This window comes from Pseudomonas sp. B37(2017), from assembly GCF_002112885.1.
GTDB classification, from domain to species: Bacteria; Pseudomonadota; Gammaproteobacteria; order Pseudomonadales; family Pseudomonadaceae; genus Aquipseudomonas; species Aquipseudomonas paraglycinae.
In genome coordinates this window covers 724,304-735,908 of the sequence record NZ_NEIX01000001.1, presented here as the reverse complement: position 1 = coordinate 735,908, position 11,605 = coordinate 724,304, and the positions used below count along the sequence as shown (strand labels likewise).

Annotated in this window: 11 protein-coding genes; 6 read left to right on the top strand and 5 right to left on the bottom strand. The window is 59.1% G+C overall.

Annotation, left to right across the window (positions count from 1 at the left end; translation table 11 throughout):
• Window positions 1-13: 13 nt before the first annotated feature.
• Together CAF90_RS03405 and CAF90_RS03400 are read right to left on the bottom strand one after the other, a co-directional pair.
• Window positions 14-1,288 carry an FAD-binding oxidoreductase gene (locus CAF90_RS03405; protein WP_085603587.1) on the bottom strand — a complete coding sequence of 425 codons (1,275 nt, stop codon included), beginning with the start codon at window positions 1,286-1,288 and terminating at the stop codon, window positions 14-16.
• A gap of 32 nt (window positions 1,289-1,320) precedes the next feature.
• On the bottom strand, window positions 1,321-1,989 hold the full coding sequence (locus CAF90_RS03400) for a haloacid dehalogenase type II (RefSeq protein WP_085603584.1): 669 nt from the start codon (window positions 1,987-1,989) through the stop codon (window positions 1,321-1,323).
• 592 nt (window positions 1,990-2,581) lie between these two features.
• Between CAF90_RS03400 and CAF90_RS03390 the strand changes: the two genes are divergently transcribed.
• Both CAF90_RS03390 and CAF90_RS03385 read left to right on the top strand, forming a co-directional pair.
• Window positions 2,582-3,436 carry a GNAT family N-acetyltransferase gene (locus CAF90_RS03390; protein WP_085603580.1) on the top strand — a complete coding sequence of 285 codons (855 nt, stop codon included), beginning with the start codon at window positions 2,582-2,584 and terminating at the stop codon, window positions 3,434-3,436.
• 61 nt (window positions 3,437-3,497) lie between these two features.
• On the top strand, window positions 3,498-4,205 hold the full coding sequence (locus CAF90_RS03385; RefSeq protein WP_085603577.1) for a cupin domain-containing protein: 708 nt from the start codon (window positions 3,498-3,500) through the stop codon (window positions 4,203-4,205).
• 2 nt (window positions 4,206-4,207) lie between these two features.
• Here the strand turns inward: CAF90_RS03385 and CAF90_RS03380 are convergent, their stop codons facing one another.
• Genes CAF90_RS03380 through CAF90_RS03370 form a run of 3 tightly spaced genes read right to left on the bottom strand, consistent with a single transcriptional unit; the run spans window position 4,208 to window position 7,295 of the window.
• Window positions 4,208-5,596, bottom strand: a complete 1,389-nt coding sequence (locus CAF90_RS03380) for an LLM class flavin-dependent oxidoreductase (protein WP_085603574.1) — start codon at window positions 5,594-5,596, stop codon at window positions 4,208-4,210.
• A 35-nt stretch (window positions 5,597-5,631) separates the two neighbouring features.
• Window positions 5,632-6,477 carry an amino acid ABC transporter permease gene (locus tag CAF90_RS03375; RefSeq protein ID WP_085603571.1) on the bottom strand — a complete coding sequence of 282 codons (846 nt, stop codon included), beginning with the start codon at window positions 6,475-6,477 and terminating at the stop codon, window positions 5,632-5,634.
• The gene (locus CAF90_RS03370; protein ID WP_085603569.1) at window positions 6,474-7,295 is read right to left on the bottom strand and encodes an ABC transporter substrate-binding protein; all 822 of its coding nucleotides are present in this window, start codon (window positions 7,293-7,295) and stop codon (window positions 6,474-6,476) included. Before CAF90_RS03370 ends, CAF90_RS03375 begins: the two co-directional genes overlap by 4 nt.
• A 235-nt stretch (window positions 7,296-7,530) precedes the next feature.
• Between CAF90_RS03370 and CAF90_RS03365 the strand changes: the two genes are divergently transcribed.
• From CAF90_RS03365 to CAF90_RS03355, 4 genes are all read left to right on the top strand, one after another.
• Entirely contained in the window at window positions 7,531-8,649 is a 1,119-nt protein-coding gene (locus CAF90_RS03365; protein WP_085603566.1) for an SMP-30/gluconolactonase/LRE family protein, read from the top strand.
• Window positions 8,650-8,928: 279 nt separating this feature from the next.
• Window positions 8,929-9,090 carry a hypothetical protein gene (locus tag CAF90_RS29510; RefSeq protein WP_164872148.1) on the top strand — a complete coding sequence of 54 codons (162 nt, stop codon included), beginning with the start codon at window positions 8,929-8,931 and terminating at the stop codon, window positions 9,088-9,090.
• Window positions 9,091-9,463: 373 nt separating this feature from the next.
• Window positions 9,464-10,006 carry a DUF3833 domain-containing protein gene (locus CAF90_RS03360; RefSeq protein WP_085603563.1) on the top strand — a complete coding sequence of 181 codons (543 nt, stop codon included), beginning with the start codon at window positions 9,464-9,466 and terminating at the stop codon, window positions 10,004-10,006.
• Between the two features lie 25 nt (window positions 10,007-10,031).
• Complete coding sequence (locus tag CAF90_RS03355; RefSeq protein ID WP_085603560.1) at window positions 10,032-11,570, top strand: cryptochrome/photolyase family protein; 1,539 nt, start codon at window positions 10,032-10,034, stop codon at window positions 11,568-11,570.
• Window positions 11,571-11,605 lie beyond the last annotated feature (35 nt).

Sequence of the window (11,605 nt, the reverse complement as noted above, 5' to 3'; positions counted from 1 at the left end):
CCACAACATCAGCTCAATGCAAATAGTCCTGAAAGCGGTAGTAGGCGCCCACGAAAGGCAGGAACCACGGCTTGCCGAAATGCCCGGGGATCGCCGGCCAGTCGAGTTCACGCCAGGGGTTGGCCTCGGCATTGCCGGCCATCACATCGGCCATCACCTGCCCCATGTGCACCGACATCTGCACGCCGTGGCCGCTGTAACCCATCGAGTGGAACACGCCGCCGTGCTGGCCGGCTCGCGGCAAACGGTCGGAGGTCATGTCTACCAGGCCGCCCCAGCAGTAATCGATCCTGACGCCGGCCAGTTGCGGGAACATCTGGACCATCGCCGCCTGCAGCACCTTACCGCTCTTGGCATCGTTGACACTGTCGGACATGGCAAACCGCGCGCGCCCGCCAAACAGCAAACGGTTATCCGGGGTCAGGCGGAAGTAGTTACCGATCATTCGGCTGGTGACATAAGCGCGGCGCCCCGGCAGCAACTGATCGATCAACGCCCGTGGCAGGACCTCGGTGGCAATCACGAAACTGCCCACCGGCACGATTCTCCGCCGATACCAGCCCAGACCACCGTGCTGACAGGCACCGGTCGCCAGCAGAACCTGCCCGGCGTGCAGCGAACCCTTGCTGGTGTTGACCTGATAACCGCCGGCCCGCGCTTTCCAGTCGAGCACCGAGGTACCCTCATGGATCAGCGCGCCGTGACGCACCGCCGCTTCTGCCAGACCGATGCCGAAACGCCCGACGTGCATCTGTACGCCATTGCGCTGCAACAGGCCGCCATGAAACTGCGCAGAGTTGACCTCGGTGCGGGTCTGTTCGGCCGACAGCAATTCAACATCGGCATCGACTTCGTTGCGGATCAGCTCGCAGGTGCGGGCCAGGCCTTCGTAGTGCAGCGGTTTTGCCGCCAGTTTCAGCTTGCCGTTGCGCAGCAGGTCACAGGCGATCTGCTCCTGCTCGACCAGCGACACAACGCTTTGCACGGCACTTTCGTAAGCCTGGTAATAGGCTTTCGCCCGGTCGGCACCGAGACTGGCGCTGAGGCTGGCGTAATCCTGCGCCACCCCCGTGTTGCACTGCCCGCCATTGCGTCCCGAAGCCTCGCCGATCACGCGCCCGGCTTCCAGCACCACCACACTGGCGCCCTTGAGCGCCAGGGCCCGGGCCGCCGCCAGCCCGGTGAAACCGCCACCGACGATGGCCACATCGACTTGCCCGGGCAAACCGCCGAGCTGTGCGCCGGTGAAGGCCGGTGCGCTGTCGAGCCAGTAGGATTCACTGCCCATGTTCAATCCCGCCTTTGCCAATGAGGATGTCGTTACAGGCCGACCAGTCCGGCCAGACCGCCGATGTCCGGGATCTGGTGGTAGCTGTAGAAGGCGTTGCCCGGTACTTCGTGACCACGGGCGACGAAGGCCTTGTTCTTGATCTTCATGTCGTGGGCCGGCATCAGGTCGTAACGGAAGCTGGAGGACACATGCAAGATGTCTTCCGGGCCGCAGTTGAGGTTGTCGAGCATGTACTCGAACGCCGCCAGACGAGGTTTGTAGGCTTGTGCCTGTTCGGCCGTGAAGACTTTGTGAAAAGGTGCGCCGAGTTTTTCGACGTTGGACATGATCTGGCTGTTGCTGGCGTTGGAGAAAATCACCAAGGGAATCTTGTCGGCGATTTTCGACAGGCCGGCCGGTACGTCCGGGTGCGGGCCCCAGGTCGGAACAGCGTCGTAATACAGCTGGCCTTCGTCGCGGTATTCGATTCCCCAACGCTTGCAGGTACGCGCCAGAGCGGTCTTGAGAATCTCGTCATACGGCATCCAGTCGCCCATGACCTGGTCCAGGCGATAGGCCGAGAAATCCTTGACGAACTGATCCATCTGCTCAGCGGGAACGCGATCGGCGAAGAGTTCGCGGGTCATTGTGCCCATGTGGAAATTGGTCAGCGTTCCGTAGCAGTCGAAGGTAATGAATTTGGGGCGAAGAAAGCTCATTGAGTGCGTTCCTGAAGTTCGTTGAGGTCAATGGCGCTACAAGCATTTGCCTGGTTTGCGCAGTAGCGATGCAACGCTGCAGCACACCGTCATTACAACACCGTGAAATCAGCAGATGGCGTTAAAAGCGACCTCCGTTCGATACAAATCACCGTTTTGGTCATTCCACTCAGCAGACTTTGCGGTGCGCTCCAGCCTTGGGCAAAGCCCCTGTTTATGCGCACTTATGGGCCTTTATCTGGCGCTTTTGATTTCCGACAGCGACTTTTCCCGCAGAAACTGCGCCCCATCGCAGCCTTGGCATCAGTTGCTGCGGCGCCTGTCAGCCCGGTTCTGAATTGAGGCGATTGAACCTACATCCTGCGCCTGAGCGACGAGACTCGGTACAAGCCTTTTATAGGGTAAAAAGGCCCAAGCATTTGCTGCCGACACAAGGCCCGGATTAAGTAGTAAGTGTGGTCTTCGGGACCGTGCTTCGCGGAATCTGCCGAATATTCCCTGCCCCCTTGTCAGGCTTTCATCCAGATGGGATACAGGCTTCACCTCGCCGCAAAACCCGGCGCCAGCGCACACTCTTGATCGGAGAATCGCCATGTCCACCCCGCTCCCTTCCTACGTCTATCGGCCGATGACTGCCGACGACCTGCCCAAGGCCCATGCACTGTCCGTGCAATTGAAGTGGCCTCATCGACTTGACGACTGGGCCATGCTGCAACGGGTCAGCAAGGGCTTTGTCGTACTCGATGGCGAGCGTTTGATCGGCACCGCGTTTGCCTGCCCGCAAGGTGATTTCACGACCATTGGCCTGGTCATTGTCAGTGACAAATACCAGGGCCAGGGCATCGGGCGAAAGCTCATGGAACACGCGCTGCAGGCTTGCCAGTCAAGCACGGCGATATTGAATGCAACCGTGGCCGGCGCACCGCTGTACGCCAGTCAGGGTTTTGTCGAGTTTGGCCGGATTCAGCAGCACCAGGGCCAGGCGCAAGCCCCCGTGCCCGGGCCATTGGCAGACGGTGAAGAATGCCGCCCATTGCGCGAGTCGGATCATGCGCGGGTGCTGGAACTGGCCAATGCCGGGAGCGGACTGGATCGGCGAGCGGTGCTTACCGATCTGTTCGCCGTCGTCGAGCATTCGGTGGGCATTGTGCGTGACGGTCAATTGCACGCCTTCGCCCTGCTGCGCCCGTTCGGTCGCGGCCGTTGCATCGGCCCGCTGATCGCCGAAAACCTTGAGCAAGCCCAATACCTGATCGCCACATTGCTGGCCGGGATACCGGATGCCTTTGTGCGCATTGATATTCCAGCGGATTGTGGCCTTTCCGACTGGCTGGAAGCAGCCGGCCTGAAGAAGGTCGACACCGTGGCCCAAATGTCCCGCGGTGCAGCACCGCAAGCAAACAATGGCGTTCGGCAGTTTGCCCTGGTCACTCAAGCCATCGGCTGACTATCGTTCTGGCGCTTGCCGCCCCTCAATAAATCATCTCAATACCTGGAGCGTCACCCGTATGTCCGAACCTTGCATCATGCTGCTGGCTCGTGCCGATGGCAGTCGCGTCGACACCGCTTTCAAACAGCAACCCTTGAACGCTGCAGACCCTTTCCCGACCGGACGTCAGATCGCCTGGTCAGGGGACGACGGCATATCTGCAGGCATCGTCGAAGCAGGCGCAAGCCTTGATATCGAGGACTTCCCGCACACCGAGGTGATCGTGGTTCATGCGGGGCACGTGACGTTGAAAACCCGGGAGCGGACACTGCAACTGGCCGTCGGCGCCAGCGCGGTCATCGGCCGGGGCACGGACGTGCGGATCGAAGCACAGACCGGCACCCGGTGGGCGTTTTGCGCCATGGCCAGCGCAGCCGCGACACCCGGCCTGACCTTGCTCGACCCGCTGGCGCACCTGTCGCCCTCCGCCGCGCCGGAACAACAGATCCTGATCGGTCCGACACCGCAATGCCGCTCACGCAATGCCTTCGAAGATGCCATAACCGATCTGCGTGTCGGCGTGTGGGACTCGACGCCCTACGAACGTCACGGTCGCCCGCACAAGCTCAATGAGCTGATGTATCTGATCGAAGGAAGCGTAACGTTGCAGACACCTGAGGGCTCGAGCATGACCGTCAATACCGGCGACAGCGTATTTGTTGCGCGCGGGGCACCGTGCGCCTGGAAAAGCACGCGCTATGTACGCAAAGTGTATGCGGTCAAATAGCGTCAGCCATAAAGCGCCTTGTCGAAGCGGAACGAAGCCCCATAAGCCGAGGCAGGCAGGTGGCTGGACTGATCTGCCCGCAACCGCGAGCGGAAAGTGCCACTCTGCGGTTGAGTACGGTACAGCCCACGCTTTTGCAGTTCGGGAATAACCAGTTCGACAAAGTCCTCAAGGCTGCCTGGGCTGAGCAACGGGTTGAGCATGTAGCCGCTGGTGCCGGAAATTCGCGCGTGCTCTTCGATGCGATCGGCGACTTGCTGCGGTGTACCGACGAGAATCAGGTCGCTGCCACGGGTGACGCTGGCGAAGCGCTTTTTCACATCACCCGCCGTCAGCGGCTGACCACTGCCATCGGGGCGCATCACGTAAGAGGTCAGGCCTTCGGTGTGCGTCGATAGTGCATCGCTGTCAGCGTAGCGGCTGATGTCGATGCCGGTGTCGCCGGCGTAACTGACCAGTTGTGCCTGCAAGTGATAGTTGCTTTGCAACTCGTCGTATTTGCGCTGGGCTTCGATTTCGGTTTTCGCCGTGACGATGCGCAAAACCGTCAACGATTTCACGTCTTCACGTTGACGCCCCCGCGCCTCAGCCTGGGCCCAGATGTCTTCCAGGCCCTGACGGATTTCCTGCGGGTTGGATTTGGCGATGAAGATCAGCTCCGCGTGTTTGGCGGCGAACTCTCGACCGCGTCCCGACCAGCCCGCCTGAATCAGCAACGGGGTGCGCTGCGGGGACGGTGCGGTCAGGTGCGGCCCGGCCACGCGATAGTGCGCCCCCTCGTGATTGATCGGGCGCACCCGGTCGCCTCTGGCATACAGCTGGCGGGCCTTGTCGGCAACCACGGCGTCATCGGCCCAACTGCCTTCCCAGAGTTTGTACACCACATCGAGAAACTCCTCGGCGCGCTCATAGCGATCGTCATGCTTGATCATTTGCTCCAGCCCGAAATTGCGGGCGGCGCTGGACAGGTAAGAGGTGACGATGTTCCAGCCCACTCGCCCATTGGTGAGGTGATCAAGCGTGCTGAAGCGCCGGGCGTGGGTAAACGGGTGCTCATAACTGGTGGTCACCGTGACACCAAACGCCAGGTTTTCCGTCACGGCCGCCAACGCCGGAATGATCATCAACGGATCGTTGGCCGGCGCTTCCACCGCCCATTTCACCGCCGCATCGGCGTTGCCACCCAGCACATCGTAAAAGCCCAGCACATCACCAAAGAACAGCATATCGAGGTGCGCCTGATCGGCAATCCGCGCCAGGTTGGACCAGTAGCCCAGCGAGTTGATCGCCAGGCGTTCGTCAGCCGGGTGCGTCCAGAGGCTCGGCGCACCGCCGCAGCCGACGCTGGCTTGTTCATAGAGTGCAAACAGCAGAGGTTTAGGATCGGACATCGTGGTTCCTGCAAGAAATCATTCAACGGAATGGCTCAGCGCTGATGCTTGAAGCCTCTGCCGTAATGGCGTTCGAGGCGATGCTGGATCAGTTCGAGACCGATGGATAACAGCCAATAGATGGCGGCTGCGGTGGTCAGCATTTCAATGTAACGGTAGGACGAACGCCCGTACGACTGCGCCAGAAACATCACTTCCCAAACACCCATGACCGAAATCAGGGAAGAATCCTTGAGCATCGAAATGAACTGGCTGGTGGTCGGCGGAATGATCGTGCGCATGGCTTGCGGCAGGATGATATGGATGAATGTCGCGGCCGGTCTCAGGCCCAGTGCGGCGGCTGCTTCGCGCTGACCCGGGGCAACCGCGAGGATACCCGCACGAAAAATCTCACTGAGATAAGCCCCGTAGTTGAGCGACAGCGCGATGATCCCGGCGCTGATTGCGCCTGGCACCACACCCAGCTGCGGTAGCCCCAGATAGATCAGCAGGATCTGGATCAACAGCGGCGTGCCGCGAAAGAACGAGGCATAGAAGCTGGCGATACCAAACGCCACGGCGCTGCTCGACAGCCTGGCCAACGCGGTGACAAAGCCCAGCAATAAAGAAAACCAGATCGAGCAGAAACACAGGAATATCGTCAGCGCGGCGCCCTGCAAGAATCCGTTCGGCCCCAGATGCAGGCCGACCAGGTTTGGCCACTTTTCCAGAATGATCGAAAACTTCAGATCGAAGCGCATGAAAAACCACACGCCCAGACCCGACAGCGCCGCCCACGTCAGATACAGGCGCGTGCGAAAACCGAATAGCTGACGTGTCAGTGGCGGCTGCTTTTGCGGGCTGACAGCCGCTTTGGCCGGATGCGGGTTGATGGCTGTCATTGGCTGATATCAGAACCGATCCACTTGCGGGATATTTTGCTCAGCGTGCCGTCAGTCTTGAGTTGTGCGATGACCTCGGTGACTTTCGCATTCCATTGCGGATCGCCTTTTTCGACCGCCACGACGTTCGGTTCGGCATACAGTGGCTCTCCGGCAATCTTGAAGCGCGGATCCTGAGCGATGCGTTCACGCGCGGTGATCAGGTTGGTGACCATGGCGTCCAGGCGCACGCCGGTCCCCAGTGCGAGGTCCTGGAAGGCGACGGTTTCGTTGTCGTAAGGCGCGATCTGGACATTGTCGAACGGATAGCTCAACGGTTTGTCTTCTGCGCCTTCAATGACCAGATCCTTGTTCAGATAGGCCTCATAGGTCGACGCACTGATCACACCGACTTTTTTGCCGGACAAATCTTTGCCAGTGGCGATGTCCTTGTCCTTCGCATTGACCACGATCACCGCCGGTGACTGGTAATACTCCACGGGAAAGTCGAACACTTCGGCCCGCGCCTTGCTCGGTGTCATCGAGCACACACAGATGTCGTATCGACCGTTCCAGTGCCCGGCGGCAATCACGTCCCAGGAAGGCGTTTCAAGTTTCAGCTTGACCCCAAGACGTTCGGCCACAGCTTTAGCGACATCCACATCGAAGCCGTCGAGCTGGTTCTGGTCATTGAGAAAAGAGAACGGCGGGTAACTCTCCATCAGGACACCGGTGAGCTCACCTTTTTGCGTCACGCGATCAAGGGTGGGCCCCGCGAATGCAGCAGCGCAACTGACGGCGAGCGCCAGGCCAAGTGTCAAATGTGTCGGGATCTTCAAGTGCGAATGCTCCAATCAGGAAAAGCCTGTTTAGATTAAAACGCACTATAAAATTAATATGAACTTCGTTTTATGCATAAAAAGCTTCGCTTAGGCTATATGGATTCCACCACCATGAAGCGAAGGCCTTCATCTCCAAGCCCGACCAGAGCTGGATAATAATTCACTTGTACGATGTCCTATCACAGGCTATTACTGCGTCTCCGAAAAAAAATAAAACCACGGAGATCGCTACATGGACTCATCCCTGTCCGCCAAGCCTGACAACCTCGAACAGGTAAAAGGCAATACACGCCGCAGCTTCCTGAAGAAGTCCCTCGCTGTTTCCGCCACGCTTGCCACCGGCAGCGCCTTGTTGCCCAGTCTCTCTGAAGCTGCCGAACCATTGAGTCAACGCTACCCGGATCCACTGATTCATATCCTCGACGACAGCTTCCTCGAGCTACGTATTTTCAACGCCAGCGTTGAAAAACTCGCCACCGGCATGCGCTGGGCCGAAGGACCGGTCTGGGTCGGTGATGGCCGCTATTTGCTGGTCAGCGACATCCCCAATAATCGCATCATGCGTTGGGACGAAATCACCGAGACCTTCACCGTGTACCGTGAACACTCGAACTTCTCCAACGGGATGTGCCGGGATCGCCAGGGGCGTCTTATCGTCTGCGAAGGCTCTACCACCACCAGCGAAGGCCGCCGCGTCACGCGCACCGAATACAACGGCACGATCACCGTGCTGGCCGACAGCTTTGAGGGCAAGCCCTTCAACTCGCCCAACGACATCGTCTGCAAAAGTGACGGATCGATCTGGTTTACCGACCCGCCATTCCAGACCGGCAACAACTACGAAGGCCACAAAATCACCCCGAGCCAACCCCACGCCGTTTACCGCATCGACGGCGAGAGCAGAAAGGTCACTCGGGTGATCGACGACCTTAACGGCCCTAATGGCCTGTGCTTCAGTCCCGACGAAAAAACCCTGTATGTCGTCGAAGGTCGCGCCAAACCCAATCGCTTGATCTGGGCCATTGCCGTGAAGGAAGACGGCACACTGGGCGAGCGCCGCAAGCACATCGAGGGGCTGGACTACGCGGCAATCGACGGTATCAAGTGCGACGAAGCGGGCAACCTGTGGTGCGGCTGGGGCGGCAATGGAGATCCCAGGGCCGATCTGGAAAAACTCGACGGCGTGCGTGTTTTCAATCCACAGGGCAAGGCCATCGGCCATATTTCGCTGCCAGAGCGCTGCCCGAACCTGTGCTTTGGGGGGCGCGAAGGGAACAGGCTGTTCATGGCAAGTAGTCACTCGATCTACTCGCTTTTTGTGAATACTCGCGGGACTACGTTTGCTGTGTAAAAACGCCGTTCATCTCGCGATCGCTTCGCGAGTATCGAAACAATATCTCGCCGCGCAGCCAGGGATGCGCGGCATTCAATGCCGGCACCGTGCGACTGGCGTAAGTCACCGGCGAATGGAGTCTTCAAGGAATGTCGGGAAAATCATTCTGACAATGCACCCGGAAGATTCGCCGTAGCACACCAGCAGCGTTCAAGGATGAACATTCATTCATCGAAAACAGGCTTCGATGCGTCTAGTCTGCGGGTTACGACATAGTGACTACAGGAGTAACCCACCATGTTCTCGCACGAAAGCCTCCCGCTGATCATCCTCTTCATCATCCTGCTGATTGGCGTACTGACCGCCATCCTCCATCCCGTACATGCGTTCCATAGCTGGCTTCAGAGACGCCGGAAAAGATCATCCGCCGAGGTTGTCAGCAAGGCGGATTCACGCTGACGTGCATGACTGGCCCGGATGAATCCGGGCCTTTTTCTGCGTGCAGGCAATGGCACCAGGCAGCGCAATGATCAATATTCGCCTCTCTCCCCCTCTACTCAAGAAAAGCTTCACGCTGTGAAGTGAGTCTTCCTCTCTGCACGAAAAAATGCCGCTTCATTGTCAGCTGGCATTTTTCCGCCTATCTTGATTAAAACCTATACAAACTCATTAGCTGCGTACAATTTCTTTTACTACGGATACGCTCCCACGCGAGACTCCGTCGCGAGATTACCTTAATGGAGACGCCCATAACCCTGTACGCGCCCCTCACTGCGTACAAGAAAATGCTTCGAACGTTCTCCCTCAACACCCGCGATCAGGGAGCAAGGCAATGACTCGATTACTGCTGTTACTGGCACTGATGCTCAACCTCGCAAGCTGCAGCAACGTGGATGTCACACGTTATGCCGATCAACAACCGGCACTGAGTCTGGAGCGCTTTTTCAGCCAGCCCGTCAAAGCCTGGGGGATATTTCAGAAGCCCGGCGGCGAAGTGACCAAGCGTTTTGAAGTCACGATCGTCAGCCGTCGCGAAGGCAACAACCTGATTCTCGACGAGCGCTTCCTGTACAGCGACGGCACCCGCCAGCACCGCGTCTGGACATTGACGCCCGAGGGCCAGGGACGCTGGAGCGGTCGCGCCGGCGATGTGGTCGGCGCTGCCCAGGGCCAGGTTGCCGGGAACGCCGTGCACTGGGTTTATCGCCTGAACCTGGCGGTCGACGATTCGACCTATGAAGTGAGCATGGACGACTGGATGTACCTGATGGACGAGGACACGTTGATCAACCGCACCAGCATGTCCAAGTTCGGCGTGGAAGTCGGTCAGGTGACTTTGTTCTTTCGCCGCCAGGGCACCGAAGCAAGCCAATGAACCGCACAACCCAGAGTTTGATTGAATGAACGTTACCCGCCGCTTGTGCCTGGTACTGGGCGACCAGTTGTCGTTCGACCTGGCTTCCTTACAAGCACTCGATGCCGAGCGCGACACGGTGTTGCTGGTTGAGGTCATGGAAGAAGCCAGCCACGTGCCCCACCATCCACAGAAGATTGCCCTGGTCTTCAGTGCCATGCGCCATTTCGCCCAGTCGCTGCAAGACCAGGGTGTACGCGTTGAATACGTCAGGCTGGATGATCCGGAAAACAGCGGTTCGGTGCCGGGTGAATTGCATCGCTGGCAAGCGCTGTTGCAGGCCGAGGAAGTGCACGTCACCGAGTGTGGCGACTGGCGGCTGGAGCACTCGATGAAGGAATGCGGCTTGCCGATTCACTGGCACGCCGATACGCGTTTCCTGTGCGGTCGCGAAGAGTTCGCCGCCTGGGCCGAGGGCAAGAAACAACTGCGCATGGAGTTTTTCTACCGGGAGATGCGTCGCAAGAGCCGGTTGTTGCTCAATGGCGATGGCTCGCCGGTGGGTGGTGCGTGGAATTTCGATGCCGACAATCGCAAGGCCCTGCCCAAAAGCGTGAAAGCCCCCTACCCGGCACGCTTCAGTAACGACGCAATCACCTGCGAAGTACTGGCACTGGTCAAAGCGCGTTTCAGCCACCACTACGGCGCGCTCGATGACTTCAACTATCCCGTCACCCACGCAGATGCTCAGGCACTCTGGGCGTACTTTCTCGATTACGGTCTGGCCGGGTTTGGCGATTACCAGGACGCCATGGCCAGTGATGAGCCGTTCCTGTTTCATGCGCGCATCAGTGCCGCGCTCAACATCGGCCTGCTGGATCTGCGGCAGTTGTGCAGCGACGTGGAGTCGGCGTACTGGTCCGGCAGCGTTGCGCTCAATGCCGCCGAAGGTTTCATTCGGCAACTGATTGGCTGGCGTGAATATGTGCGGGGCGTGTACTGGCTGAAAATGCCTGATTACGCGCTGGGCAACTCGTTCGGCAACACCCGGCCTCTGCCCGAGTTCTACTGGACCGGCGATACGCAAATGAACTGCATGCGCCACGCCATCGGTCAAAGCTTGCAGCACGCCTACGCGCATCACATTCAGCGGCTGATGGTCACCGGCAACTTCGCCCTGCTCGCCGGCATCGCGCCGAGCCAGATCTGCGAGTGGTATCTGGCGATCTACATGGACGCCTTCGACTGGGTCGAGCTGCCCAACACGCTGGGCATGGTCATGCACGCCGATGGCGGTTATCTCGGTTCAAAACCCTATTGCGCCAGCGGCCAGTACATCAATCGCATGTCCGATTACTGCCGCGGTTGCGCGTACAAGGTCAGCGAAAGCACGGCGGACAATGCCTGCCCGTTCAATTCACTCTACTGGCATTTCCTGATGCGCCACGGCGAGCTGCTGCGCGGCAATCAGCGCATGGCCATGATGTACAAGAACCTCGACCGCATGCCTCAGGCCAAGCAAGAGGCACTTTGGCAACGCGGCCAGATGCTGCTGGCCCGCCTGGATAACGGGGAGTCGATCTGAAATCAGCGTCCGCCCGGGGCCATCCGTGAAACTTA